At 71.7% G+C, this 25,249-nt stretch carries 21 protein-coding genes and 1 riboswitch; of the genes, 14 read left to right on the forward strand and 7 right to left on the reverse strand.

What is annotated here, in order from left to right; all coding sequences use genetic code 11:
• Window positions 1-8 precede the first annotated feature (8 nt).
• Genes hpaD through AB3M82_RS04075 form a run of 5 tightly spaced genes read left to right on the forward strand, consistent with a single transcriptional unit; the run spans window position 9 to window position 4,040 of the window.
• Window positions 9-1,175, forward strand: a complete 1,167-nt coding sequence (hpaD, locus tag AB3M82_RS04055; RefSeq protein ID WP_412955707.1) for a 3,4-dihydroxyphenylacetate 2,3-dioxygenase — start codon at window positions 9-11, stop codon at window positions 1,173-1,175.
• A gap of 9 nt (window positions 1,176-1,184) precedes the next feature.
• Entirely contained in the window at window positions 1,185-1,970 is a 786-nt protein-coding gene (locus AB3M82_RS04060; RefSeq protein ID WP_412955709.1) for a fumarylacetoacetate hydrolase family protein, read from the forward strand.
• Window positions 1,955-2,770, forward strand: a complete 816-nt coding sequence (locus AB3M82_RS04065) for an HpcH/HpaI aldolase family protein (RefSeq protein WP_412955711.1) — start codon at window positions 1,955-1,957, stop codon at window positions 2,768-2,770. Before AB3M82_RS04060 ends, AB3M82_RS04065 begins: the two co-directional genes overlap by 16 nt.
• A 54-nt stretch (window positions 2,771-2,824) precedes the next feature.
• Window positions 2,825-3,547, forward strand: a complete 723-nt coding sequence (locus AB3M82_RS04070; RefSeq protein ID WP_412955713.1) for a DUF6882 domain-containing protein — start codon at window positions 2,825-2,827, stop codon at window positions 3,545-3,547.
• Between the two features lie 55 nt (window positions 3,548-3,602).
• Window positions 3,603-4,040 (forward strand): hypothetical protein, encoded by a 438-nt coding sequence (locus tag AB3M82_RS04075; RefSeq protein WP_412955714.1) that lies wholly within the window; start codon window positions 3,603-3,605, stop codon window positions 4,038-4,040.
• Window positions 4,041-4,149: 109 nt separating this feature from the next.
• On the opposite strand, the gene AB3M82_RS04080 is transcribed toward AB3M82_RS04075, so the two are convergent.
• Together AB3M82_RS04080 and glyA are read right to left on the reverse strand one after the other, a co-directional pair.
• A complete protein-coding gene (locus AB3M82_RS04080; protein ID WP_412955715.1) occupies window positions 4,150-5,028 on the reverse strand; it encodes a bifunctional methylenetetrahydrofolate dehydrogenase/methenyltetrahydrofolate cyclohydrolase in 879 nt (292 codons plus the stop codon).
• Window positions 5,025-6,299: a serine hydroxymethyltransferase gene (gene glyA / locus AB3M82_RS04085; RefSeq protein WP_412955717.1), complete on the reverse strand. Its 1,275-nt coding sequence runs from the start codon at window positions 6,297-6,299 to the stop codon at window positions 5,025-5,027. Before glyA ends, AB3M82_RS04080 begins: the two co-directional genes overlap by 4 nt.
• 39 nt (window positions 6,300-6,338) lie before the next feature.
• Window positions 6,339-6,423, reverse strand: a riboswitch (ZMP/ZTP riboswitch).
• A 52-nt stretch (window positions 6,424-6,475) separates the two neighbouring features.
• Here glyA and AB3M82_RS04090 point away from each other — a divergent pair.
• The 6 genes from AB3M82_RS04090 to AB3M82_RS04115 all read left to right on the forward strand — a co-directional run bounded on the left by AB3M82_RS04090 (window position 6,476) and on the right by AB3M82_RS04115 (window position 13,861).
• Complete coding sequence (locus AB3M82_RS04090; RefSeq protein WP_412955719.1) at window positions 6,476-7,996, forward strand: beta-N-acetylhexosaminidase; 1,521 nt, start codon at window positions 6,476-6,478, stop codon at window positions 7,994-7,996.
• Complete coding sequence (gene nagA / locus AB3M82_RS04095; protein WP_412955721.1) at window positions 7,993-9,150, forward strand: N-acetylglucosamine-6-phosphate deacetylase; 1,158 nt, start codon at window positions 7,993-7,995, stop codon at window positions 9,148-9,150. The genes AB3M82_RS04090 and nagA overlap by 4 nt, the downstream gene beginning before the upstream one ends.
• A gap of 463 nt (window positions 9,151-9,613) precedes the next feature.
• Complete coding sequence (locus AB3M82_RS04100; RefSeq protein ID WP_412955722.1) at window positions 9,614-11,719, forward strand: sigma-70 family RNA polymerase sigma factor; 2,106 nt, start codon at window positions 9,614-9,616, stop codon at window positions 11,717-11,719.
• Between the two features lie 9 nt (window positions 11,720-11,728).
• Window positions 11,729-12,100, forward strand: a complete 372-nt coding sequence (locus AB3M82_RS04105; RefSeq protein WP_412955723.1) for a YrdB family protein — start codon at window positions 11,729-11,731, stop codon at window positions 12,098-12,100.
• Window positions 12,097-13,461 (forward strand): FAD-binding oxidoreductase, encoded by a 1,365-nt coding sequence (locus AB3M82_RS04110; protein WP_412955724.1) that lies wholly within the window; start codon window positions 12,097-12,099, stop codon window positions 13,459-13,461. Before AB3M82_RS04105 ends, AB3M82_RS04110 begins: the two co-directional genes overlap by 4 nt.
• Complete coding sequence (locus tag AB3M82_RS04115; RefSeq protein ID WP_412955726.1) at window positions 13,454-13,861, forward strand: NUDIX hydrolase; 408 nt, start codon at window positions 13,454-13,456, stop codon at window positions 13,859-13,861. Before AB3M82_RS04110 ends, AB3M82_RS04115 begins: the two co-directional genes overlap by 8 nt.
• A 19-nt stretch (window positions 13,862-13,880) precedes the next feature.
• Here AB3M82_RS04115 and nagB read toward each other — a convergent pair whose 3' ends face one another.
• The 4 genes from nagB to AB3M82_RS04135 form a co-directional block, all read right to left on the reverse strand.
• Window positions 13,881-14,660, reverse strand: a complete 780-nt coding sequence (gene nagB, locus AB3M82_RS04120) for a glucosamine-6-phosphate deaminase (RefSeq protein ID WP_412955727.1) — start codon at window positions 14,658-14,660, stop codon at window positions 13,881-13,883.
• Window positions 14,653-15,594, reverse strand: coding sequence for an ROK family protein (locus AB3M82_RS04125; RefSeq protein ID WP_412958003.1), 942 nt, complete (start codon window positions 15,592-15,594; stop codon window positions 14,653-14,655). Before AB3M82_RS04125 ends, nagB begins: the two co-directional genes overlap by 8 nt.
• A 65-nt stretch (window positions 15,595-15,659) precedes the next feature.
• Entirely contained in the window at window positions 15,660-16,847 is a 1,188-nt protein-coding gene (locus AB3M82_RS04130; RefSeq protein WP_412955728.1) for an ROK family transcriptional regulator, read from the reverse strand.
• 75 nt (window positions 16,848-16,922) lie between these two features.
• Window positions 16,923-20,231 (reverse strand): family 20 glycosylhydrolase, encoded by a 3,309-nt coding sequence (locus AB3M82_RS04135; RefSeq protein WP_412955730.1) that lies wholly within the window; start codon window positions 20,229-20,231, stop codon window positions 16,923-16,925.
• A gap of 25 nt (window positions 20,232-20,256) precedes the next feature.
• Here AB3M82_RS04135 and AB3M82_RS04140 point away from each other — a divergent pair, with 25 nt between their 5' ends.
• Together AB3M82_RS04140 and AB3M82_RS04145 are read left to right on the forward strand one after the other, a co-directional pair.
• Entirely contained in the window at window positions 20,257-20,661 is a 405-nt protein-coding gene (locus AB3M82_RS04140) for a RidA family protein (RefSeq protein WP_412955732.1), read from the forward strand.
• A 94-nt stretch (window positions 20,662-20,755) separates the two neighbouring features.
• A complete protein-coding gene (locus AB3M82_RS04145; protein ID WP_412955733.1) occupies window positions 20,756-22,234 on the forward strand; it encodes a L,D-transpeptidase family protein in 1,479 nt (492 codons plus the stop codon).
• Between the two features lie 99 nt (window positions 22,235-22,333).
• Here the strand turns inward: AB3M82_RS04145 and AB3M82_RS04150 are convergent, their stop codons facing one another.
• On the reverse strand, window positions 22,334-24,553 hold the full coding sequence (locus tag AB3M82_RS04150) for an NADP-dependent isocitrate dehydrogenase (protein WP_412955735.1): 2,220 nt from the start codon (window positions 24,551-24,553) through the stop codon (window positions 22,334-22,336).
• Between the two features lie 147 nt (window positions 24,554-24,700).
• Between AB3M82_RS04150 and AB3M82_RS04155 the strand changes: the two genes are divergently transcribed.
• Window positions 24,701-25,159 (forward strand): GNAT family N-acetyltransferase, encoded by a 459-nt coding sequence (locus AB3M82_RS04155; RefSeq protein ID WP_412955737.1) that lies wholly within the window; start codon window positions 24,701-24,703, stop codon window positions 25,157-25,159.
• Window positions 25,160-25,249: the final 90 nt, after the last annotated feature.

Below are 25,249 nucleotides of genomic sequence, written 5' to 3' on the forward strand. Positions count from 1 at the left end.
ACGCTGACATGACCGACAAGACCCAGAAGACCCTCACCTCGTCCGGATTCTTCGTCTCCCAGGAGGCGCCGATCCACTCCGACAACCCCGTCGCGACGCCGACGAGCACGCCGCCCGACATCCTGCGCTGCGCGTACATGGAGCTGGTCGTGACCGACCTCGCGGCGTCGCGCGAGTTCTACGTCGACGTGCTCGGCCTGTACGTCACCGAGGAGGACGACGACGCGATCTACCTGCGCTCGACCGAGGAGTTCATCCACCACAACCTCGTGCTGCGCCGCGGGCCGATCGCCGCCGTCGCCGCCTTCTCGTACCGCGTGCGCTCGGCCGCGGATCTCGACCGCGCCGTGGAGTTCTACACCGAGCTCGGCTGCGACGTGCGCCGTGCGGCGGACGGCTTCGTGACGGGCATCGGCGACTCCGTGCGCGTGGTCGACCCGCTGGGCTTCCCGTACGAGTTCTTCTTCGAGACGACGCACGTCGAGCGGCTGTCGTGGCGCTACGACCTGCACACCCCGGGCGAGCTCGTGCGCCTCGACCACTTCAACCAGGTCACCCCCGACGTGCCCCGCGCCGTGCGGCACTACCAGGATCTGGGCTTCCGCGTCACGGAGGACATCCAGGACGACGAGGGCACGGTCTATGCCGCCTGGATGCGCCGCAAGCCCACCGTGCACGACACGGCTGCGACCGGCGGCGACGGGCCGCGCATGCACCACGTCGCCTTCGCGACGCACGAGAAGCACAACATCCTCGCGATCTGCGACAAGCTCGGCGCCCTGCGCCGCTCCGACGCGATCGAGCGCGGCCCCGGCCGCCACGGCGTCTCCAACGCGTTCTACCTGTACCTGCGCGATCCCGACGGCCACCGCGTCGAGATCTACACGCAGGACTACTACACCGGCGACCCCGACAACCCCGTCATCACGTGGGACGTGCACGACAACCAGCGCCGCGACTGGTGGGGCAACCCCGTCGTGCCCTCCTGGTACACCGAGGCGTCGCTCGTGCTCGACCTCGACGGCAACCCGCAGCCCGTCGTCGCCCGCACCGACTCCAGCGAGATGGCCGTGACCATCGGCGCCGACGGGTTCTCCTACACGCGTCCCGACGAGGGCGAGGCGTCCATGCCGGAATACAAGCAGGGCGAGTACAAGCTCGGCCACCAGCTGTAGGGAGCGCGGATGCTGTCGCACGACGCGGTCGCGCAGATCGCCGCGGAGCTGGCCGAGGCCGACCGCACGCACGGGGTGATCCCGCGGATCACGGCACGCTGGCCCGAGGCCACCGTCGAGGACTCGTACGCCATCCAGGGCGTCTGGCGCGATGCGCAGATCGCGGCGGGTAGACGCCTCGTGGGGCGCAAGATCGGGCTCACCTCGAAGGCGATGCAGCAGGCCACCGGCATCACCGAGCCGGACTACGGCGTGATGTTCGACGACACGGTCTACGAGTCCGGCGCCGAGATCCCCGTGGATCACTTCTCGAACGTCCGCATCGAGGTGGAGCTCGCGTTCGTGCTGAAGGATCCGTTGGAGGGCCCGGACTGCACGCTCGACGACGCGCTCGCGGCGATCGACTACGCCGTCCCCGCGCTCGAGGTGCTCAACTCGCACATCGAGCTGGAGGGACGCACGATCGTCGACACGATCAGCGACAACGCCGCCTACGGGGCGATGGTCCTGGGCACGGTGCGCAAGCGGCCGGACGAGATCGACCTGCGCTGGGTTCCCGGTGTGCTCTCCCGCAACGGCGAGATCGAGGAGACCGGTGTCGCCGCCGGCGTGCTCGGCCACCCCGCGACGGGGGTGGCGTGGCTGGCGAACAAGTTCCATCAGCACGGCGCGCGCCTCGAGCCCGGGGAGATCATCCTGGCAGGATCGTTCACGCGCCCGATGTGGGTGTGGCGCGGCGACGAGGTGCTGTGCGACTACGGACCGATGGGAACGATCGCATGCCGCTTCGTCTGACCCCCTCCTTCCGCGAGGCCCTCGCGGCTTCCGACCGCCCGCTGATCGGCATATGGGCGTGCTCGGGGAGCCCGCTCCTCGCCGAGGTGGCCGCCGGTTCCGGCCTCGACTGGCTGCTCATCGACATGGAGCACTCCGCGAACACCCTCGAGTCCGTGCTCGGTCAGCTGCAGGCGGTCGCCGCGTACCCGGTCACACCGCTCGTGCGCGTGCCGGCCAACGATACGGTCGCGATCAAGCAGGTCCTCGACCTGGGTGCCCAGAATCTCATCGTCCCCATGGTGTCGTCCGCCGAGGAGGCGCGGGCGGCGGTCGCCGCGACCCGTTACCCGCCCGAGGGCGTGCGCGGCGTGGGCAGCGCTCTCGCGCGCAGCGCGCGCTGGAACCGCGTGGAGGGCTATCTCCAGGACAGCGCCCGGCACACGTCACTGACCGTGCAGATCGAGACGGCCGCGGGCGTCGAGGCGGCCGCCGAGATCGCCGCGGTCGACGGGGTGGATGCCGTGTTCGTCGGGCCGTCCGACCTCTCCGCCTCGATGGGGCTGCTGGGTCTGCAGACGCACCCCGACGTCGTGGCGGCCGTGGAGCGCGTGTTCGCCGCCGTGGCGTCGACGGGCACGCCGGTGGGCGTCAACGCCTTCGACCCCGCGGCGGCCGAGGCTTACCTCGCGGCCGGCGCCGCCTTCGTCGCGGTCGGGGCCGACGTCGCGCTGCTCGCACGCGCCTCGGAGGCGTTGGCCGCGCGCTTCATCGCTCCCCGCGTCGGCGGCGGGCCGGAGCAGGAGCGCGCGAGCTACTGATCCGGCCGCCCGCGGGACTGGCGGATTCATAGGGTCGCGGGCGAGACTGTTCGCATGACCTTCGCTGCGCTCCAGCCCCTCGCCGACCGTGCCGCCCTGTACTCCATGATCCGCCAGGATCAGCTCTCGGCTGCGGCCGATGCGCTCGGCGAGCATCGCTGGGACGCCGACATGACGGCGGGCACGCTCACCTTCACGGCGAAGGACGACCCCTCGCGTCAGCTCGCGACCCGGGCGCACCTCATCGCCACGATCGCTCCGGGGCCGCGGTCGATGCTGTGGGCCTGGGCGCACCCGCAGGGCGACCCGCAGGGCGTGGCCGCGCAGCTCCGCGCGTACGGCGAGGAGCACGGTCTCGCCGAGCTCACCACGGCCGAGGTGCCGTTCCCCACGGATGCGCCGGGCGACGAGGACTGGATCGCGGCCGCCGGCCACACGATCGGCGGCGTCGCCGTCGAGCTCACCGGGCGCTCCCCCTACTATTCGGCCCCCGTCGGCGGCGGCACCCGCGCGGTCTTCCTGCTCGACGCACCGCTTCCGCCGCTGACCGTCGCCGACGCCATGATCGTCATGCCGCGGATGCTCGCGAGCATCTCGTTGGCCGATGCGCGCACCGCCGTGTGGGATCTCGCCCGCCTCGCCGGCTGGACTCTCACCTGGACCGACGAGGCGTTCTCGGGCGCCACGGTCGTCGATCCCACGGGTTCGGCGACCTTCCGCTTCGACGAGCACGCCCGCATCTCCAACATCCAGAGCTCCCTGGTCGGCCAGCACTGACTGTGCGGGGCATCCCCGGGGTGCCCTCCCGCACGGACTGTGGGATCCTGATCGCATGAAGAAGGCCGTCGTCCGGTTCGGGTCGCTCTACGTGTTCACCGTGGCGGTCCTGTTGCTGATCGGATTGCTGCTGCGGGGTGTTTCCGTGGGGTGGCACGCGCTGTGGGCGGCGATCGTCCTCACCCTCGCCGCGCTGTTCGTGAAGCCGACGCTCGGGGCCGCGTTCCGCCGGTCGGCCGCGAAGTCCGCCGCCGAACGCACGAGGGCCGGCGAGAAGGTCGTCCAGTACGTGCTCGTGTACCTCGTCGAACTGATCGTCTGGGCGCTCACGGTGTGGTTGAGCGGCGTCGACGCCCGCGGATTCTGGGGCTACGTCCTCCCGCCGTTCCTGCTGCTCGTGGGCTGGGTGATCTACGACCGGGTCGACGACACACTGCAGGCCAAGGCCGGCGAGGTCTACGACACCGTCCACGCTCGGGTCCGCCGACGCTGACGGCATCCGGTCGCAGAAACGCAGAACCTCGCACCGAATCCGAGGATCCTCTGCGAGGTTCTGCAGTTCTGCGAGATGCCATCGGGTGGGTGGCACCGGGCGGATGCCGTCAGGCGAGCCGTTCCGCGGCCTCGACCACGTTCGTCATGAGGAGGGCCACCGTCATCGGCCCCACTCCGCCGGGGTTCGGCGAGACGTAGCCGGCGACCTCGGCCACGTCGGGGTGGACGTCGCCGAAGACGAGGTTCTTGCCCGTCTCGGGGGCGGTCTGGCGCGTCACGCCGACATCGAGCACCGCGGCTCCGGGCTTGACGTCCTCGGCGCGGATGAGGTGCTTGACGCCCGCCGCAGCGACGATGACGTCCGCCTCGCGCAGGTACCGCGGCATGTCGACCGTGCCCGTGTGCGTCAGGGTGACCGTGGCGTTGAGGTCGCGACGCGTGAGCAGCAGGCCGATCGAGCGCCCGATGGTCACGCCGCGCCCGACGACCACGACATGCTTGCCGTGGAGGTCGTAGCCGTTGCGCACGAGCAGCTCGATGACGCCGCGAGGCGTGCAGGGCAGCGGGGTGTGGATGGGGCTGTTGACGTTGAGCACGAGCCGCCCGAGGTTCGTCGGGTGCAGGCCGTCCGCGTCTTTCGCGGGGTCGATCCGCTCGAGGATCGCGTCCGTGTCGATGTGCTTCGGCAGCGGCAGCTGGACGATGTAGCCGTGGCAGTCGGGGTCGGCGTTGAGCTCGTCGATCAGCGCCTCGACGTCGGCCTGGGTGGCGTCCGCCGGCAGCTCGCGCTGGATCGAGTTCATGCCGATCGCCTCGGACTGCCGGTGCTTCATGCCGACGTACAGCTGCGAGGCGGGGTCGGCGCCGACGAGCACGGTCGCGATGCCCGGCGTGATGCCCCGCTCGCGCAGCGCCGCGACGCGCTCCGTCAGCTCGGCCTTGATCGCCGCCGACGCCGCCTTGCCGTCGAGGATCTTCGCGGTCACTGCTGCAGGTCCGGGTACAGCGGGAAGGCTGCGGCGAGCGCGTCGACCCGGGCGCGGAGGGCTTCGACGTCGGCACCGGGGAGGAGCGCGAGAGCGATGATGTCGGCGACCTCGGTGAACTCGGTGTCTCCGAAGCCGCGGGTCGCGAGCGCCGGGGTGCCGATGCGCAGACCCGAGGTCACCATCGGCGGACGCGGGTCGTTGGGCACGGCGTTGCGGTTGACGGTGATGTGGATGTCGTGGAGCAGGTCCTCGGCCTGCTTGCCGTCGATCTCGGCGTCGCGCAGGTCGACGAGCACGAGGTGCACATCGGTGCCGCCGGAGCGCACCGAGATGCCGGCCTCCTTCACATCCTGCTGCGAGAGGCGCTCGGCGATGAGGGCGGCGCCGCGGAGGACGCGCTCCTGGCGCTCGGCGAACTCCGGGGTCGCGGCGAGCTTGAAGGCGGTCGCCTTGGCGGCGATCACATGCATGAGCGGGCCACCCTGCTGACCCGGGAACACCGCCGAGTTGATCTTCTTGGCGATGTCGGCGTCGTTGGTCAGGATGAAGCCCGAGCGGGGTCCGCCGATGGTCTTGTGCACGGTCGACGACACGACGTGCGCGTGGGGCACCGGGTTCGGGTGCAGTCCGGCGGCGACGAGACCCGCGAAGTGCGCCATGTCGACCCAGAGCAGCGCGCCCACCTCATCGGCGATCGCACGGAACGCGGCGAAGTCGAGCGTGCGGGGGTACGCCGACCAGCCCGCGATGATGACCTTCGGCTTGTGCTCGAGGGCCAGACGGCGCACCTCGTCCATGTCGATGGTCGACGTCTCGGGGTTCACGCCGTAGGCGACGATGTCGTAGAGGCGGCCCGAGAAGTTGATCTTCATGCCGTGGGTCAGGTGTCCGCCCTGGTCGAGCGAGAGTCCGAGCAGCGTGTCGCCGGGGCGGGCGATGGCGTGCAGCACGGCCGCGTTCGCGGAGGCGCCGGAGTGGGGCTGGACGTTGGCGAACTCGGCGCCGAACAGGCTCTTGGCCCGCGAGATCGCGAGCTCCTCGGCGACGTCGACCTCTTCGCAGCCGCCGTAGTAGCGGCGCCCCGGATAGCCCTCGGCGTACTTGTTCGTGAGCACGGAGCCCTGCGACTGCAGCACCGACACGGGAACGAAGTTCTCCGAGGCGATCATCTCGAGGAAGGTCTGCTGACGCTTCAGCTCCCGGTCGAGGACCTCGGCGATCTCGGGGTCGACCTCGGCGAGCGGGGCGTTGAAGTAACGGTCGGTCATGATGACGGGCTCCTCTGACGACGGATTCGAAGGGGTGTTCTCATCGGCCCAGGCGCGCGGTCGAATTCCGTGGTCGGTCGCTCCCCGGTGGTAGTCCACCCAGACGCCAGTCGCGACAGAACGAGCATAGCGGATTCCCCCTGGTCGGCTCACCGCCGCGCGACTAGGGTTTGTTCATGGTCCTTCCCCATTCGCTCCCCCTCGTTCCGCTGCCCGCCGCCGCCGTCGTGCGCGAGGGACGCATGCCGATCACCGCGGCGACCCGTGTGCACGGCGACTCCCCCGCCGCCGGCATCCTGATCGACGCCGTCGCTCGCCGCGCGGGCTTCCGGCCCGTCCGCGCCGAGGCGTCGGAGACCCCGCAGCCGGGTGACGTCGTGCTCCGGCTCGAGGACGCGATCCCGGCATCCGAGGCCTACTCCCTGCGCGTCGGCGAGCACGCGCAGATCTCCGGCGCCGACGAGGCCGGACTCTTCTACGGCGTCCAGACCCTGCTCCAGCTGCTGCGCGACGACGAGGGATGGAGCGTCCCGCACGTCGACGTCGACGATGCGCCGCGCTTCCCGCACCGCGGTGTCATGCTCGACGTGGTCCGCCACTTCTTCAGCGTGGCCGAGGTGAAGACGTTCATCGACGCGACCAGCGCCCTCAAGCTGAACCGCCTGCACCTGCACCTCACCGACGACCAGGGCTGGCGGTTGCAGATCGACTCCTGGCCGCGGTTGACCGAGCTGTCGTCGTCCAGCGCGGCCGACGGCGACCCCGGCGGCTTCTACACCAAGGACGACTACCGCGAGATCGTCGCGTACGCGGCATCCCGTCACATGGTCGTGATCCCGGAGATCGACCTCCCGGGGCACACCCACGCGATCGGCGTGGCCTATCCCGACCTGGTCGAGGCTCCGGTGCTCAACGACGGACTCGTCCAGCAGGCCGAGAGCATGGGCCAGCCGCTCCCGGTCGCGGGCGAGGTCTACACCGGCTGGGGCGTCGGCCATTCCAGCGTGCGCATCCGCGAGGAGCGCACCTACGACTTCGTGCGCGACGTCGTCCGGGAAGTCGCCGAGATGACGCCCGGCCCGTACATCCACATCGGCGGGGACGAGTCGCTCGGCACGACGCAGGAGGACTTCGACCACTTCGTCGAGCGCGCGACGCGGATCGTGACGGATGCCGGCAAGATCCCCGTCGCCTGGCACGAGGTCGGAGCGGCCGAGGACATCGCCGAGGGCACGGTCGGCCAGTACTGGGGCCTCACGGTGCCGCGGGGCACGCACGCCGCGGAGGCCGCCCACTTCGTGGAGCGCCGGGGCTCGCTGATCATGTCGCCGGCCGATGCGACCTACCTCGACATGAAGTACTCCGAGGACTTCCCGCTGGGCCTCACCTGGGCGGCGATCATCGACGTGCGCAGGGCCTACGAGTGGGAGCCCACCGCCGTGCTGGACGTCGCGGACGACGCCATCCTCGGCGTGGAGGCGCCGCTGTGGTCCGAGACCGCCCGCACGCTGGAGGACGTCGAGCGGCTCGTGTTCCCGCGCGTCGCCGCGGAGGCCGAGGTCGCATGGTCGCCGCGGGAGGCGCCGGGTCGGGAGTGGGAGTCGTTCCGCGGGCGTCTCGGCGCCCAGGCGCCGCTGTGGAAGGCTGAGGGGATCCGTTTCCACCCCGCCGCCGAGATCCCCTGGAGCGACAGATGACCGTGCACTCCTCCGCGACCGGCTCGCTGGTCATCCATTCCGCCCGCCTGGTCGACGAGGGCTCGATCACCGACGACGCGTGGGTGCGCATCGAGCAGGGACGCGTCGCCGACCGCGGCACGGGCCGCGGCTGGAGCGCCGCGGACACCGTCGTCGACGCCTCGGAGGCGGCGGGTCCCGGGGCCGTGCTGACCCCCGGGTTCATCGACATCCACGGCCACGGCGGCGCCGGGTCGTCGTTCGACGACGGCGCGGAGGCGATCCGGACCGCCCGGGCGCTGCACCGCGCGCACGGCACGACCCGCGCCGTGGTCTCGCTCGTGACCGCGTCCCTCGACGATCTGGCCCGCAGCGCCGCGCTGATCGCCGACCTGGTCGAGTCCGACGCCGACATCCTCGGGTCGCACCTCGAGGGCCCGTTCCTCGATCCCGGCCATCACGGAGCCCACGAGCCCTCTCTGCTGCGCGAACCGCGCCGCGACGACGTGGCCCGCCTCCTCGACGCGGGACGAGGCTCGGTCCGGCAGGTCACGATCGCCCCGGAGCTCCCCGGCGCCCTGGACGCGATCCGGCAGATCGTCTCGTCGGGGGCGGCCGCGGCGGTCGGCCACACCGATGCGGATGCCGCGACGGCGGTCGCCGCGTTCGAAGCGGGCGCCTCGATCCTCACGCACGCCTTCAACGCCATGCCCGGCATCCACCACCGCGCCCCCGGTCCGGTGCTCGCCGCGGCCGCCGACCATCGGGTGACCCTCGAGGCGATCGCCGACAACGTGCACCTCGATCCGCACGTGATCAAGCTCGTGTTCGACGCTGCTCCGGGCCGCGTGGCGCTCATCACCGACGCCATGGCCGCGGCCGGCAGTGCGGACGGGCACTACGACCTCGGCGCGGTGCGGGTGACGGTCGAGGACGGGATCGCCCGCGCCGACGACACGGGAGCCATCGCCGGCTCCACCCTCACGCAGGATGTGGCCCTGCGTCGCGCCGTGGACGCGGGGGTCGCCCTCCCGGACGCGGTGCGCGCCCTCACCGAGACGCCCGCCCGGGCGGTCGGATGCGCGGATCGTCTCGGCAGTCTGCGGATCGGCCTTCTCGGCGACGCCGTGCTGCTGGACGCGGAGCTGAACGTCGCCGGGGTGTGGATCGGCTGACGGCCGACACGCCTCACCCCCGGAGCCCGGGTCGCACGCCGCACGAACGAGAAGGCCGCCGATCCCCCCGGGGATCGGCGGCCTGAGCCCCCGCTCAGAGCGAGCGAGCCGAGAACTCCTCCCCCGAGGCTCCCGACCCGCCCGACCGATGCATATACCCCTCGCATCGGCGCCGGACCCCGCCCCCCGGTGGAGTCCATATGGCTGTCTCTCCTCATGAGACGTCGAGGGGGCCGATTCATTACGCGAGTCTGGGAGAATTCTTCGCGAATCCTGGCATGGTCTCGCGGATTCCGCCTCTCGACTGGGCTTTCTCCTCACCGCGGTCGGGCGGCGCAGGTGATCACGGGTCTGGCCTTCCTGAGAGATTCGGGTGAGAATGGTCCGGGCGCGTGAGGAATCGGTATCTCATGCGTCTCTTCCTGTGGAGGCGCATCTCGTGCCCCACGATCGAGGGACCGACGTGCACGAAGAGAACACTCCTGCCGACGGCGACGTACTCGCCGACGCCGACCTGATCCTGCGCACCCGCTCGGGCGACGCGGAGGCCTTCGGCGAACTCTGGCGGCGCCACTACCCGTCGGGCATCGCGGTCGCGCGCTCCGTGACGTCCTCGATCGACCCCGACGACCTGGTGCAGGAGTCGTACACCCGCATCTACCAGGCGATCGTCAAGGGCGGCGGACCCAACGGATCCTTCCGCGCCTACCTGTTCACGAGCATCCGCAACACGGCCGCCGCCTGGGGGCGGTCCCGCCGCGAAGACGCGATGGACGAGCTCGACACCGTCGCCGACCCCGACACGACCGATCAGGCGTCGAACGAGGCCCTCGACCGGAGCCTGACGGCCCAGGCGTTCCGCAGCCTCCCCACCCGGTGGCAGGAGGTCCTCTGGTACACCGAGATCGAGCAGATGCGGCCGCAGGAGGTCGCCCCGCTCCTCGGCATGAAGGCCGGCGCCGTGTCGCAGCTCGCGTTCCGTGCACGGGAAGGACTCCGCGAGGCATGGATCCAGGCCCACCTGCGCAGCTCCGCTCCGGGCTCCGAGTGCCAGTGGACCATCGAGCACCTGGGCGCCTACTCGCGCGGCAACCTCAGCACGCGGGACCACCGTCGCATCGAGGCCCATCTCGACGAATGCGCCCGCTGCATGATCGTCGCGGCCGAGGCGAAAGACGTCTCGAAGCGGCTTGCCCTCGTGCTGCTCCCGCTGGTGCTGGGTGTCGCGGGCTCGGCGGGCTACCTGGCCGCTCTGCAGGGCGGCGGTGCGCCGCTGGTCGCGATGGCGGCCATGCCCTCGAGCATCGCGAACGGGGTCGTCGTGGGCGACGGTGGTGCGGGCGCTCTCGGCACGGCCGGCGGCTCCGCGGCCGGTGGCGCTGGTGCGGCCGGCGGCGCGAGCACGGGCGGCGGAGCCGGTGGCGGCGCCGCGGGTGGAGCCGGGGGCGGCGCAGCCGGTGCGTCCGGCGGCATCCTCACAGGGATGGGCGCGCTGATCGGCGCCGGTTCCGCGGCACTCGTCGTGGCGGGCGTCGTCGCGGCGGCCACCATCCTCCCGGGACTCACGTCCGCGCCGTCGACCTCGCAGCCCACCGCGGGAGACTCCGACTCCTCCTCGATCGCCGCAGACGTGGCCGCAGACCCCTCGCTCGACGCCGAGAAGAGCGACGAGGAGCAAGACGAGGAGCAGGACGAGAAGAAGGCGCCCCCGGTGGAGGAGACCGACGACGCCGAGGACCTTCCGGACGCCGAGGAGACGACTCCGGTCGCCGCCCAGCCGACCGCTCCCAGCGCACCGACCCACTCGCCCGGCACCGGTTCCGGGACGACTCCCCAGCCGGAGCCCGGAACCGGGACCGAACCCGGCACGGACCCCGGTACCGACCCCGGCACGGATCCGGGAACCGACCCCGGGACCGATCCCGAGGACCCGGGCACCGACCCTGAAGACCCGGGCACCGACCCCGAGGACCCGGGCACCGACCCCGGCATCCCGCAGGGCGCGCCGCGGGTCGTCGCGGCGTCGGGCTGCACGTACCCCAGCGAGGTCCTCGGCCTCACCCTGACGCGCTACACCCTGCAGGTCGAGGGCGTGGCGGGCGCCACGGTGCAGCCGTACATCGGCAGCTTCCTCGACTTCACCGTCCCCGCTGTTCTCGACGACAGCGGCGCCGGCTCCGTGCAGCTGTCCCCGCGCTTCTGGCAGTCCGAGCTCGACCTCAACGTCACGCTCGCGTACATGGTGGGCGGGCAGCCCGTGAAGGGCACGTTCTCCGAACCCGTCCGGCTCAGCGCTCTGCCGGCGGAGGTCACCGGACCCTGCGACCCCGTCGAGGAAACGCCGATCGAGACGCCGGAGGGCGATGCGCCGACCGAGCCCGTCGTCGACACCTCCACCCCCGCCCGCTCGGAAGAGACGGCCGACGTCGCCGCCACCTCGGCTCCCGCCGACGCCGCGCAGAGCACGAGCCCCGCGCCCACGGCTCCGCAGACTCCCGCGCAGCCGTCGATCGCACCGACCGTCGAGACCCCCGCACCGGCGGACGAGGTGCCCGCGCCCGCGGAATAGACTGGAGCCATGCCCCAGGAACCCGCTTCCGTACCGGGCGTCGATCGACCCGTCATCACGGTTCTCGACGTCATCCGCGCCGTCGTCCTGGTCACCGCCGTCGCCTCGCTCGCCCTCTGGGGCTTCGCGACCTGGACGCTGCCCTGGAACATCGTGTTCGGCATCGGCGCGCCGATCGTCGTCATCCTGGTGTGGGCGCTGTTCCTGTCGCCCCGACCGGTGCTGCGCCTGCACCCGTTCCTCCGCGCCGCGGTCGAGCTCCTCATCTACGTCGGTGTGACCATCGCCTGGTGGTCCATGGGCCAGGCCCTCATCGGAACCGCCTTCGCGGTCGTCGCCGTCGTGGCCGGCGTGATCAGCGGGCGACGCGCACTGGGATGAGCGTCGTCGCGCAGCTCACCGCCGCTCTCGGCGGCCTCGTCGACACGAGCGACGCTGCGCTCGAGGAGGCCCGTGCCGACCGCTCCGGTCATGCGGCAGTAGGGCGGCCCCTCGCCGTCGTGCACGCGCGCACCGTCGAGCACGTCCAGGCCACCCTCCGCATCGCGACCGCGACCCGAACCCCTGTCGTCGTGCGCGGCGCCGGCACCGGCCTTGCCGGAGCAGCGAACGCCGGCGAGGGCGAGATCGTGCTCTCGACCCGTCTGATGGACGCCGTCATCGAGGTGCGCCCCGACGATCTGCTCGCGGTCGTGCAGCCCGGCATCCTGAACGCCGACCTCAATCGCGCGCTGGCTCCGCACGGCGTCTGGTGGGCGCCGGACCCCGCAAGCCGGGAGATCTCGACGGTCGGCGGCAACATCGCCACCGGCGCCGGGGGCCTGCTGTGCGCCAAGTACGGCGTGGTCCGCGACGCGGTGCTCGGCGTCGACCTGGTGCTCGCCGACGGCCGACTGCTCCACCTCGGCCACCGCAGCGTCAAGGGCGTCACGGGCCTCGACCTCACCTCCCTCGTCATCGGCTCCGAAGGGGTCCTCGGCGTGATCGTCGGGGCGACGCTCAAGCTCCGGCGACTGGTGCCCGGCAGCCCCTGCACGGTCACGGCCACCTTCCCCGACGTGCGCTCCGCCGCCGCGGCATCCGCCGGCGTCACGGCGGCCGGCGTGCAGCCCGCGATCATGGAGCTGATGGACGCCGCCAGCCTCGCCGCCGTGCACGCTCTCCTCCGCCTCCCCGCCCCGTCGGCCGGTGCCGCACAGCTCACCATCCAGACCGACGGACCGGCCGCGGCCGTCGAAGCCGACGCGATCGCCGAAGTCCTCCGCGCGCACGGGGGGACCACCGCCGTCACCCATGACCCCGCAGAGGGCGAGCGGCTGCTCGCGATCCGGCGGTCCATGCACGCCGCCATGGCCTCGCTCGGCACGACGCTCATCGAAGACGTCTCGGTGCCGCGCAGCGCCATGCCGGCGATGTTCGACGAGATCGCCCGCATCGAGCAGCGCTACGGCATGACGATCCCGACGGTCGCGCACGCCGGCGACGGCAACCTGCACCCGAACTTCATCTTCGAGGGCACCGAGACCCCCGCAGTCGTCTGGGAGGCCGCCGACGAGCTCTTCCGTGCGGCCATCGCGCTCGGCGGCACCCTGACGGGCGAGCACGGCATCGGAACGCTCAAGCGCCGCTGGCTGGCGGCCGAGATCGGCGACGACCAGTGGGAGCTGCAGCGCGGGATCGCTCGCGTGTTCGACCCGCTCGGCATCCTGAATCCCGGCAAGGTCTTCGCCCCCGATGCCTGACATCCACGTGAGTGCGGCGATCATCGCCGACGACCGGGGACGCGTGCTCGTGGTGCGCAAGCGCGGCACGGTGCGCTTCATGCAGCCCGGAGGCAAGCCCGAGCCCGGCGAGACCCCCGCCGCAACCCTGGTGCGCGAACTGGACGAGGAGCTCGGCCTCCGCCTCGACGAGGACCAGCTCCGCCCGCTCGGGCGCTTCGTCTCGGCCGCCGCGAACGAACCGGGTCACCGGGTGGTCGCCGACGCGTTCTGGACGACGATCGATCCCGACGCGGTCGCGGTGCAGGCCGAGATCGACGAGCTGCGGTGGATCACGCCGGCCGACGTCGCGACCCTCCCGCTGGCGCCGTTGAGCACCGAGCACCTACTGCCGCTGGCGTGGCCCGGTCAGCCGCTCTGACCGCCGGCCCGGGCTCGGGTCAGATGCCCTGCCAGGCCGGCTTGTTGGCGAAGGTGTACCGGTAGTAGTCGGCGTGCGCGAGGCGGGACGCCGCGGCCTCGTCGACGACCACGGTCGCGTGCGGGTGCAGCTGGATCGCCGAGCCCGGCAGCGATGCCGTGAGCGGGCCCTCGACGGCGTCGGCGACCGCCTGCGCCTTGCCCGCGCCGAACGCGAGCAGCACGAGGTGGCGGGCCCGGAGGATGGTCCCGAGCCCCTGGGTGATGCAGTGCATCGGCACGTCATCGATCGAGTCGAAGAACCGCGCGTTGTCGAGGCGGGTCTGCTCGGTGAGGGTCTTCACCCGGGTCTGGGAGGCGAACGAGGAGCCCGGCTCGTTGAAGCCGATGTGACCGTCGGTGCCGATGCCGAGGATCTGCAGGTCGACGCCCCCGGCCTCCGCGATGGCCGCCTCGTAGTCGTCGCCGGCGTGCTGGATCGTCTCGGTCGCACCATTGGGCACGTGGATGCGGCGCGGGTCGAGGCCGAGGGGCTCCACGACCTCGCGGGTGATGACGGAGCGGTAGCTCTCGGGGTGCGCCGGGTCGATGCCGACGTACTCGTCGAGCGCGAACCCGCGCACCTGCGACAGGTCGCGGCCCGCCAGCTGCGAGCGCAGGGCCTGGTAGACCGGCAGCGGGGTCGAACCGGTGGCGAGTCCGAGGACGGCATCCGGTCGGGCGTCGATCAGCGCGACGATCTCGGTGGCGACGAGGGAGCCGGCGGCTTCCGCGTTCTCGACGATGACGACCTCAGCCATGGAAGACGATCTCCTTCTCGGAAACGGACGCGCCGATCAGAGCGGCGCCGAATGCGGCGGCCGGCGATCCGGCCGCGAGTATCTCGATTCTCTCATCGAGGCGCAGCGTGCTCATGAACGCCGAGCGCTCGGCATCCGCCCGCAGGGCGGCACGGATGCCGTCTTCGAGGCGGCTCCCGAGCGCCGTGAGGCCCCCGCCGATGACGACGGTCTCGACGTCGGCGGAGAGCACGAGCACCCGCACGGCCGCCGCCGCGCCGTGGTGCAGGTCGTCGCGGAGCGCGATCGCGGCGGGGTCGCCGGCGTCCGCGGCATCCAGGATGTCCTGAACGGGCAGGGCGCCGGGGCGTCCCCAGGCCTTCGCGAGGGCCCCGCCGCCGCAGAACGTCTCGATGCAGCCGCGCTGCCCGCAGCCGCACAGGCGTCCGTTCGGGTCGACCGAGATGTGACCCACCTCGCCGGCCGTGCCGCGCGCGCCGCGGTGAATGCGGCCGCCGAACACGATGCCGGCCGCGACTCCGGTGCCCAGGTTGAGGTACGCCATCGATTCGCTGGCTCCGCGCAGGACCGCGGCGCCGAGCGCGGCGGCCTTCACGTCGTTCTCGACGCGGAACGGCATGCCGAGCGCCGCCTGCGCGCGGGCGGCCAGGTCGAGCGACTCCACGCCCAGGTTGACCGCATGGATCACCCGTCCGCCGTCGACGTCCACCACCCCGGGGATGCCGATGCCCACCGATCCGATGTCGGTGAGGGCGAGACCGGTCTCCCGCGCCAGGGCGGTCACCGCCTGCACGATGCTGTCGACGACGGCATCCTCTCCCCACCCGGTGGGGCGCCGCAGACGGCCGAGGATCTCCCCGTCGGGCGCGACGGCCACCGCGTCGATCTTGGTGCCGCCGACGTCGAGGCCGACGCGGACGGGCCGGGTCGACATGTCGTCGCGCACGGTCTGCCGCTGCGGAGGGAGCTCGGGCGCCGCCGGACTCGGGGCCGTACGGGTCACGAGACTCCCAGCTGCCCCGAGAGCACCATCACGGCGGCGCCGCGCAGCACGATGTCGTCCTGCGCGGTGAGGCGGATGAGGGCGTCCTCGAACACGCCCTCGAGCGTGCGGGCGTGCAGGGTCTCGCTGGCCGCGTCGATCAGCACCCCGTCGAGCAGCTCGGCCGGGCCGGAGAGCACGACCTCGGAGAGATCGAGCGCCGCGACGATCGGGGCGATCGCGATGGCCATGCGGGTGCCGGCGTCGCGGAGGATCTCGGTGCGAGCCCCAGGGTCCGCGGCGAGCGCCTCCGTGAGCCGGGTGACGCCGACCCAGGCCTCGAGGCAGCCGATCTTGCCGCACACGCAGCGCGGACCGCCGTCGGTCCCGACCACCACGTGTCCGATCTCCCCCGCGGCGAAGCGGCTGCCGAGCAGCGGCTGGCTGCTCGTGATGAGGCCGGCGCCGACTCCTCGACCGATCTTGATGAGCATGAAGTCGGGCTTGGCCGGGCCGAAGGTGTACTCGGCCAGGACCGCGGCGTTGGCATCGTTGCGCGCCAGCACCGGCAGATCGAGATCGGCGCCGAGCTTCGCTTCGAGGGGGAAGTCCGTCCACCCCAGGTTGGGCGAGCTGAGGACGAGGCCGTCCGGACGCACGACACCCGGCGTTCCGATGCCGACGCCGAGCAGGGGGCGGGTCGATGCGGCGACCAGCTCGCGGGCGAGCTCGAGGGTGGCCGCGTAGGCGGCGTCGCCGTCCGGGGCGGGCGGTCGCGGGACCTCGCGCCGCTCGAGCACGTCGCCGTCGAGGCTCAGCACGGCTCCGGCGAAGGCGTCGGGTCCCGAGAGGTCCATGCCGATGATCTGGTGGCCGACGCGGTCGATGTCGATGAGGATGGGGGGCTTCCCCGGTCCCGCGGTCTCCCGCACGCCCATCTCGATCACGATGCCGTCGGCGATGAACTCCGCGACGAGATCGGAGATCGTCACCCGGGTGAGCCCGGTCTCGCGGGAGAGGTCGGCGCGGCTCATCGCCCCCGAGTGGTACAGCGTCTGCAGCACGAGGGCGCGGTTGTGCCCGCGCGCATGCTCGGGCAGCACCTTGGCCTTGGAGCGCAGGTGGCGGCCCGGCCCGAAGGCGTGCGCGTTCGCATCGACGTACTCCGACGGCGATGCGGGGCGCTGTTCATCCGACACGGACATGTTTGTTAGTAGACCTTACGAACATCGAATATGCAACCCCGGCGTCTCGGGCGAGTCGCCGGGTTTATCGAAACGTTACATCCCCGCCGCGGTGCCGTCCGCCGCCGCCGCCCGCGCGACCAGGCGCTCGACGAGTCCCGCCACGATGCCCTCCCGGGTCTCGACCGTCATGGGCTTGCCCGGCACTCCGGGCCGTCGCTGCCCGGGAGCGGGACCGTCGGGGGAACGGTAGCGCACGCCGGCCTGGGCCAGGCGGCGCAGATGCGTCGGGAGGCGGCGGGCGAAGTCGGCGTAGGGCCGCGGTTCGCCTCCGTCCCAGAGGCGCTCCGCCACCGCCGCCAGCCGCGGGAACAGGGCGAAGTCGACCCGGTCCCGGGTCGGGAGGTGCTCGGTCCAGACGTTGGCCTGTCCCCCGACCGCGCCGGGCTCGATCCGCAGCGTGTACGCCTTCTCGATCTCCAGCGGCGGCCCGACCCGGATCGGCTCCTCGTCGGAGTCGGCCTGCGGGTAGTCGAGATAGACCTGCAGGTCCGGGCAGGCGATGACGGGGATGCCGCGGCGGATCGCCTCGCGCATCGCGACCGGCCCGCGCCAGGCCAGGATCCGCACCCCCTCCGGGACGTCGCCTTCGAGCACCTCGTCCCACGCCAGGGCCGTCCGCCCGCGCTCGCGCACGTGCGCCACGAACTGCGCCGTGAACCACGGCTGCACGTCATGGGGGTCGCGGAGGCCGAGCTCCGCCATGCGGGCCGCGGCCGCCGGGCTCTCGGCCCATTCCGTGACCGGCACCTCGTCGCCGCCGATGCCGATCCACGGCGAGTCGAACACCTCGCAGAGGGCGTCGATCGCCGCACGGCCGAACGCCAGTGAGGCCTCGGTGGGTGCGAGGGTGCGGGAGTTCACGCCGAAACGCTCCCACGGCCCCGTGACCGGTTCCCCGACGTCGGTGTTGCCCAGTTCCGGATAGGCGGCGAGCGCCGCCTGGACGTGCCCGGGCAGCTCGACCTCGGGCACGAGGGTCACGAAGCGCTCCGCCGCGTAGGCGACGAGGTCGTCGAGCTCGGCCCGGGTGTAGAAGCCCTCGTGCGCGCCCTCCACGACGGTCGCGAGCGGGCCGTGCCCCCGCTGCGTCGCCGCACGACGGGCGCCGACCTCGGTCAGCCGCGGGTAGCCGGGCACCTCGAAGCGCCATCCCTGGTCGTCGGTGAGATGGAGGTGGAGCACGTTCAGCTGGTGGTCCGCCAGGAGGTCGATGAGCCGGCGGATGTCCTCCGCCGGCCGGAAGTGACGGGCGACGTCGAGCATGACGCCGCGCCAGGCGTGGGCGGGCGAGGATCCCCAGGATCCGGCGGGGACCACGGTGCGGTCGCTGTCCGGCTCGCGGAACTGGCGCAGCGCGGTGACCCCGCGGAAGACTCCCGCCGGAGTCGCCCCGCGCACCTCGATGCCGTCGGCTCCCGCGGTCAGCACGAACGCCTCGTCGCCGATGCGTCCGGCTGCGGTCGCCGCGTCACCGAGATCCGCGTCCAGCACCAGGCGGATGGCGGGGCCGTCGCCGGGATCCGCTCCGGGCTCCGCGCCGAGGCGGCGCACCGAGGCGTCGAGTCCCACGTCGGCGACGACCGGGGTGTGCGCGGTCCAGACGAAGCCGGGCGCGGAGGGGTCGATCCGCCCGTCGATCCCGGGCACCGTGGCACGGTGCGGAGGCGGGGGCATGCGGAGCGCCTGGCCCGGGGTCTCACCCGTCATGGCGCCGTCGCACACGACCGGCACGCCGGCGACCAGGACCTCGACGATGCCGACGGGCGGCTCGAACGGGGTCTCGAAGTCCGCCCCCGCCGCGACGGAGGCGGGATCGAACAGCACCAGGTCGGCGGTCGCGCCGGTGCGGAGGATGCCGCGGGGCGCATCGCCCACGTCGAGCCCCAGCCGGCGGGCGGGAGTGGCCGAGAGGTGCCGCACGGCCTCCTCCAGCGTCAGCACTCCGAGTTCGCGGACGTAGTGGCCCAGGTAGCGGGCGAACGCCCCGCGTCCGCGCGGGTGCGGGCGGGCACCGATGAGGATGCCGTCGCTGCCGCCGGTGTGACGGGGGTGACGCATGATCGCCTGCACGTTCGCCTCGTCGCCGATGTGCATGAGGATGCCGGTGGCCCCGGCATCCTGCAGGATCGTGTCGAGCACCACGTCGACGGCCCGTCGTCCGGTGTCGAGCGCGATCTCCTCGATCGTGCGACCGACGAGCGCGGCGAGGGCAGGATCGCCGGTGCCCGAGATCTGGATGGCCGACCAGTCGGCGCGCTCCCCGTGGAAGCCGTCGCACCCGATCTCCTCGAGCTCGACGCGCACCGCCTCGCGTCCCTCGTCGTCGAGAGCGGCGATCGTCTGCAGCAGGTCGCCGCTCTCGGCGAGCCGGCTGGGGAGCAGCGCGGCGAGGGTCGTCGCGCCCGGCAGGTACGGATACGTGTCGATGGTCACGTCCACGCCGTCGGCGACGGCCTCGTCGATCAGCGCGAGGAGCTCATCGGCCCGACCGCGGTTGGGCGCGAAGTTCATGGTGGCGTGCGTGAGATGGATGGGGCATCCGGTGCGGCGCCCGATGTCCAGCGCCTCCCTGTACGCGTCGAGCGCGCTCGCGCCGTAACTGCGGGTGTGCGGGGCCCAGTAACCGCCCCGTTCCGCGACCACCCGGCACAGCGCTTCGAGCTCGGCGGTGTCGGCGTACATGCCGGGGGTGTAGGTCAGGCCGCTGGACATGCCGAACGCGCCGGCGTCGAGGCCCGCCGCGAGCAGCCCCGACATGGCCTCGATCTCCTCGGGCGTCGCGGCGCGGTTCTCGTGGCCGACGACCATCATCCGGAGGTTCCCCTGCGGGACGAGCACCGCCGCGTGGGACACCGCCGTCTCGGAGATCGCCGCGAGCAGGTCGTCGACGCTGCGCCAGGGGGCGGAGGTCGGTCCGTTCCATCCGGCGATCTGCGCGGCGACGACCGGGGCCGTGGCGTCGTCGAGCGGGGCGTATCCGAGTCCGTCCTGCCCGATGACCTCGGTCGTGACGCCCTGCCGGACCTTCGCGTCGTGCGCGGCGCCGGTGAGCAGCGCGAGGTCGCTGTGCGCGTGCATGTCGATGAACCCCGGCGCGAGCACGAGGCCGCGGGCGTCCCGCTCCACGGCGCCGTCGGGCAGCACCAGCGCCGTCGGGTCGTCGGGGGTGAGCACGGCGACGATGCGCGCGCCCTCCACGGCCACATCGGCGACGAAGCGCTTCGCTCCGGTGCCGTCGACCACGGTGGCGCCGCGATACACGCGGACCCGGCCGTCGGCTGCCTGCTGCGCGCTCAGGACCACGGTACGCGCGTCGTGGTCGTCCCGAATTTGTTGAGGCATCTAACAAGGCTACTAGGCTGGTCGCATGACCGCGAAGACCCGCATCTCCACCGACGCCGCCCCCGCTCCCGCCCACACCTTCTCGCAGGGTGTGCGCAAGGGACCCTTCGTCCAGGTCTCGGGCCAGGGCCCCGTGGATCCCGTGACCAACGAGTACCTCCACCCCGGCGACGTGGCGGCCCAGACCACCCGCACGCTCGAGAACGTCAAGGCGATCGTCGAGGCGTCCGGCGCCTCGTTCGACGACGTCGTCATGCTGCGGGTGTACCTCACCAAGCGCGAGGACTTCCCGATCATGAACGAGGCGTACGGCGCGTTCGTGACCGCGCACACCACCAGCGGCGTCCTCCCCTCGCGCACCACCGTCTTCACCGGGCTGCCGCGCGAGGAGATGCTCGTCGAGATCGACGGCATCGCCATCGTCGAGTGACCGCGAGGGGGCGACTCGACCGTTGCCCCCTCGTTACCCGCTTTCCCGTACCATTGACGACAGACGACTCGTCGACAGCCGGGGGGTGGAGTTCGTGACCGATGTGATCTCAGCGCGCGATGCTGCGACCGAGGCGTTGCCCGACGCATCCGCGCCCGTCGCAGACGAGCCCTCCTCCGCCACCTCCGAGCCGCCCAGCGGCGAGCAGCCGCTGGCCTGGGCGCCGAACGAGCCGTCCCCCAAGAAGCGCCGCGTCGGCCTGTGGATCGGCCTCGGCCTCGGCGTGGTCGCGCTCGGCGCGGGCGCCGCGTCGCTGGTGCTCATCGCCCCGGGAACGACCGTCGCCGGCACGAACGTCGGATGGATGACGCCCGGCATGGCCGCCGAGACGATCAGCACGCATCTCGCCGAGACCGAGATCGCCCTCACCGGCGCCGGCGACGGCACGGTCCTCACGGGAGCCGACCTCGGACTCACCGCCGACGCCACCGCGCTGGCGGACGAGGCCTTCGCCGCCCGGCCCATGTGGAACCTCGGCGCCTGGATGGGCGACCCGGTCCCCGGAGACATCACCCTCGACGCCGAAGCGGCCGAGGCCGTCCTGCGCGCGACCGTGCCTGCGAGCTTCGACGATCCGACGGACGCCGGGGTCGCGTTCGACGCCGCCACCGGCGCCTACGTCGTCACCCCCGCCGAGGTCGGCACCGCGATCGACGTCGAGGCGCTCACCGCCGCGATCACCGAGGCTCTCGCCGACGGCGGCAGCACCGTCGAGTTCTCGGGCGATCCGACCGAAGCGCTTCCCGCCATCACCGACGACGACGCCGCGGTCACCGCCGCCTCGCTCAACACCATGCTCGGCACGATCGGCTTCTACGTCGGCGAGGAGCGCACGGTGCCCGTCGCGCCCGAGGTGGCGGCGACCTGGCTCACCGTCGTCGACGACGGCGACATGCTGCGCATCGAGGCAGACCCCCAGGCGATCCAGGCCACGGTCGACGGCCTTCCCGCCCTCGTCGATCGCGCGCCGGTCAACGCCGCGAACATCGTCGACTCCAACGGGAAGGTGCTGCGCGCCGAGACCGAGGGGGTGAACGGCCGTGCGATCGCCGACACCACCACGGTCGCCGAGGACTTCGCCGCGCAGCTCGCCGACGGCAACGGCGTCTTCGCGCTGAGCGTCACCGAGGTCCCGTTCGAAGCGGTCACCCTCTTCCGTCGCATCGACATCAACCTCAGCACCCAGCGCGCCACGCTCTACGAGAACGACCAGGTCGTGAACAGCTGGGCCGTCTCGACGGGCCTGCCGGGCACGCCGACGCCCACCGGCAACTTCAAGGTCTTCGCCCACACGCGGATGCAGGACATGGGGTGCTACGAAGGCGCTCCGTACTGCACCGAGGACGTCCCGTGGATCACGTGGTTCACGACGAACATCGGCTTCCACGGCACGTACTGGCACAACAACTACGGCCGACGCATGAGCCACGGCTGCGTGAACCTGCCGATCGACCTGGCGAAGTACGTCTACGACTGGTCGCCCGTCGGACTCGAGGTCTCGGTCCACAACTGACGCACGCGTCACGCGGTGTCGTCCCTCCCCCGACGGAGGCACGGATACGGAAGAGGGGCGGATGCCGCAGCATCCGCCCCTCTTCCGTTCGCGCGGCGATCAGCTCAGCGCGTCGATGATGCCGTTGAACGTCGCGGACGGACGCATGACGGCCTCGACCAGAGCCGAGTCCGGACGGTAGTAGCCGTTGATCTCGACCGGCGAGCCCTGCACGGCCACGAGCTCGGAGACGATCTTCTCCTCGTTCTCGGTCAGCGCTGCGGCGACCGGGCCGAAAGCGGCCGCGAGCTCCGCATCCTTCGTCTGCTTCGCCAGCTCCTGCGCCCAGTACAGGCCGAGGTAGAAGTGGCTGCCGCGGTTGTCGATCGTGCCGAGGGCGCGGCCCGGCGAACGGTCCTCCTCGAGGAACGTGCCGGTCGCGGCATCCAGCGTCTCCGCCAGCACCCGGGCCTTCTCGTTGCCGGTCCGGTCGGCGAAGTGCTCGAGCGACGCGGCGAGCGCGAAGAACTCGCCCAGCGAGTCCCACCGCAGGTAGTTCTCCTCGACGAGCTGCTGCACGTGCTTCGGCGCAGAACCGCCGGCACCGGTCTCGAAGAGCCCGCCACCCGCGAGCAGCGGAACGATCGAGAGCATCTTGGCGCTCGTGCCCACCTCGAGGATGGGGAACAGGTCGGTCAGGTAGTCGCGCAGCACGTTGCCGGTCACCGAGATGGTGTCGAGGCCGTGGCGCATGCGCGCGAGGGTGTACCGCGTGGCCTCCTCGGGCGCGAGGATCGTCAGCGTGAGGCCGTGCGTGTCGAGCAGCGCGAGACCCTGGTGCACCTTGGCGATGATCTGCGCGTCGTGCGAGCGGTTCGCGTCGAGCCAGAACACCGCGGGGGCGCCGGTCGCACGGGCGCGCCCCACGGCGAGCTTGACCCAGTCCATGACCGCGACGTGCTTGGTCTGAGTCGCACGCCAGATGTCACCCGCGGAGACCTCGTGCTCGATCAGGGCGTTGCCCTGGCCGTCGAGGATCTGGACGACGCCGTCGCTCGCGATCTCGAACGTCTTGTCGTGGCTGCCGTACTCCTCGGCCGCCTGCGCCATGAGACCGACGTTCGGCACGGTGCCGATCGTGGCGGGGTCGAGCGGGCCGTTGGCGATCACGTCGTCGATCACGGCCTGGTAGACGCCGGCGTAGGACGAGTCGGGGATGACGGCGATCGTGTCGTCCTCGCCGCCGTCCGCGCCCCACAGCTTGCCGCCGTTGCGCACGAGGGCCGGCATCGACGCGTCGACGATGACGTCGCTGGGCACGTGCAGGTTCGTGATGCCCTTGTCGGAGTTCACGTACGACAGGCGCGGCCCCTCGGCGATCGCCTTGTCGAAAGCCGCCTGGATCTTCTCGCCGTCGGCGATGCCCGACAGACCCGCGAGGATCGAGCCGAGGCCGTCGTTCGGGCGCAGGCCCGCCTCGGCGAGCTGCGTGCCGTACTCGGCGAAGACGTCGGCGAAGAACGCCTTCACGACGTGACCGAAGATGATGGGGTCGCTGACCTTCATCATCGTCGCCTTGAGGTGCACGGAGTAGAGCACGTCGTCGGACTGGGCCTGCTCCAGCGTCTCGGCGAGGAAGGCGTCCAGCGCGGCGGCCGAGAGGAACGTCGCGTCGATGATCTCGCGCGGAAGGACCTTCAGCCCCTCCTTGAGCACGGTCACCGTGCCGTCCTTCGCCGTGTGGCGGATGCTGAGCACGTCGTCGGAGGCGGCGACCCATGACTTCTCGTTCGACTTGAAGTCGTCGTGGCCCATGGTCGCGACGCGGGTCTTCGACCCCTCGGCGAACGGCTTGTTGCGGTGCGGGTGCTTCTTGGCGTAGTTCTTCACGGCCAGCGGCGCGCGGCGGTCGCTGTTGCCCTCGCGGAGCACCGGGTTGACGGCGGAGCCCTTGATGCGGTCGTAGCGCGCACGGACGTCCTTCTCCTCCGGCGAGGTCGGGTCGTCCGGGAAGTCGGGGATGTCGTAGCCGGCCTGCTGCAGCTCGGCGATCGCGGCCTTGAGCTGCGGGATGGATGCCGAGATGTTGGGCAGCTTGATGATGTTCGCCTCGGGCAGCGTGGCGAGACCGCCGAGCTCCGCGAGCGCGTCGCCGACCTGCTGCTCCGGCGTCAGCTTCTGGGGGAAGGCCGCGAGGATGCGGCCCGCGAGCGAGATGTCCCTCGTCTCGACCTCGATGCCCGCCTGGCCCGTGAAGGCCGAGATGATCGGCAGGAAGGAGGCGGTGGCGAGAGCGGGTGCCTCGTCGGTGTAGGTGTAGATGATGGCGTCGTCAGTCACCGGATGATCTCCGTTCACGGGGCGATTTGTCTCGATACCAAGATACCTGAGCGACCCCGACCCCGGTCGCGACGGCTCCCCCGACGCCGGGGGAGAAATGTGCGGCGAACGAGTGTGCGGGTGCGTGCGAGGGGTTAGCCTGGGGTCATGTCCGAATTGCGCATGGTCGAACTCTCCGCTGCGACGATCGTCGCCGTGAACAACCTGTCGCTGAAGCCCGGACAGGAGCAGTTCCTCGCGCCGGTCTCCTACGGGATCGCCGCGACGGTGGTCAACCCGGCCACCGCCTGGCAGCGAGTGGTGCTCGACGACGACCAGGTGGTCGCCTTCGTGAGCGCGAACTTCGACCCCGAGGCGCCGGAGGAGCACTTCCGCTCCGTGCTGTGGCGCATCAACGTCGACGCGGACGACCAGGGGCGCGGCATCGGCCGCTTCGCGGTCGAGAGCCTCGTCGACGAGGCGCGGCGCCGCGGCGTCGATCACGTCAACGTCATCTACGAAGCCGGCGACGACGGACCGGAGGCCTTCTTCCTCCGGGTGGGATTCACCCCGGTCGGAGAGACCGAGTACGGCGAGGTCATCGCCGAGATCCGCGTCACGTCCTAGACCGGCGGCGGGGTCTCGAATCCCCCTCCCCCATCGAGACCCCGTCGCCCTCCGCCGGTTCGTGGGAGCGCTCCCGAACCATCGCCACAG

The organism is Microbacterium californiense (genome assembly GCF_047246625.1).
Taxonomy (GTDB): Bacteria; Actinomycetota; Actinomycetes; order Actinomycetales; family Microbacteriaceae; genus Microbacterium.

What these genes read in the sequence shown, in the direction of transcription:
- hpaD (WP_412955707.1), top strand. Translation starts at nt 9, where the DNA reads ATGACCGACAAGACCCAGAAGACCCTCACCTCGTCCGGATTCTTCGTC.
- AB3M82_RS04060 (WP_412955709.1), top strand. Translation starts at nt 1,185, where the DNA reads ATGCTGTCGCACGACGCGGTCGCGCAGATCGCCGCGGAGCTGGCCGAG.
- AB3M82_RS04065 (WP_412955711.1), top strand. Translation starts at nt 1,955, where the DNA reads ATGCCGCTTCGTCTGACCCCCTCCTTCCGCGAGGCCCTCGCGGCTTCC.
- AB3M82_RS04070 (WP_412955713.1), top strand. Translation starts at nt 2,825, where the DNA reads ATGACCTTCGCTGCGCTCCAGCCCCTCGCCGACCGTGCCGCCCTGTAC.
- AB3M82_RS04075 (WP_412955714.1), top strand. Translation starts at nt 3,603, where the DNA reads ATGAAGAAGGCCGTCGTCCGGTTCGGGTCGCTCTACGTGTTCACCGTG.
- glyA (WP_412955717.1), bottom strand. Translation starts at nt 6,299, where the DNA reads ATGACCGACCGTTACTTCAACGCCCCGCTCGCCGAGGTCGACCCCGAG.
- AB3M82_RS04090 (WP_412955719.1), top strand. Translation starts at nt 6,476, where the DNA reads ATGGTCCTTCCCCATTCGCTCCCCCTCGTTCCGCTGCCCGCCGCCGCC.
- nagA (WP_412955721.1), top strand. Translation starts at nt 7,993, where the DNA reads ATGACCGTGCACTCCTCCGCGACCGGCTCGCTGGTCATCCATTCCGCC.
- AB3M82_RS04105 (WP_412955723.1), top strand. Translation starts at nt 11,729, where the DNA reads ATGCCCCAGGAACCCGCTTCCGTACCGGGCGTCGATCGACCCGTCATC.
- AB3M82_RS04110 (WP_412955724.1), top strand. Translation starts at nt 12,097, where the DNA reads ATGAGCGTCGTCGCGCAGCTCACCGCCGCTCTCGGCGGCCTCGTCGAC.
- AB3M82_RS04115 (WP_412955726.1), top strand. Translation starts at nt 13,454, where the DNA reads ATGCCTGACATCCACGTGAGTGCGGCGATCATCGCCGACGACCGGGGA.
- nagB (WP_412955727.1), bottom strand. Translation starts at nt 14,660, where the DNA reads ATGGCTGAGGTCGTCATCGTCGAGAACGCGGAAGCCGCCGGCTCCCTC.
- AB3M82_RS04125 (WP_412958003.1), bottom strand. Translation starts at nt 15,594, where the DNA reads ATGTCGACCCGGCCCGTCCGCGTCGGCCTCGACGTCGGCGGCACCAAG.
- AB3M82_RS04130 (WP_412955728.1), bottom strand. Translation starts at nt 16,847, where the DNA reads ATGTCCGTGTCGGATGAACAGCGCCCCGCATCGCCGTCGGAGTACGTC.
- AB3M82_RS04135 (WP_412955730.1), bottom strand. Translation starts at nt 20,231, where the DNA reads ATGCCTCAACAAATTCGGGACGACCACGACGCGCGTACCGTGGTCCTG.
- AB3M82_RS04140 (WP_412955732.1), top strand. Translation starts at nt 20,257, where the DNA reads ATGACCGCGAAGACCCGCATCTCCACCGACGCCGCCCCCGCTCCCGCC.
- AB3M82_RS04155 (WP_412955737.1), top strand. Translation starts at nt 24,701, where the DNA reads ATGTCCGAATTGCGCATGGTCGAACTCTCCGCTGCGACGATCGTCGCC.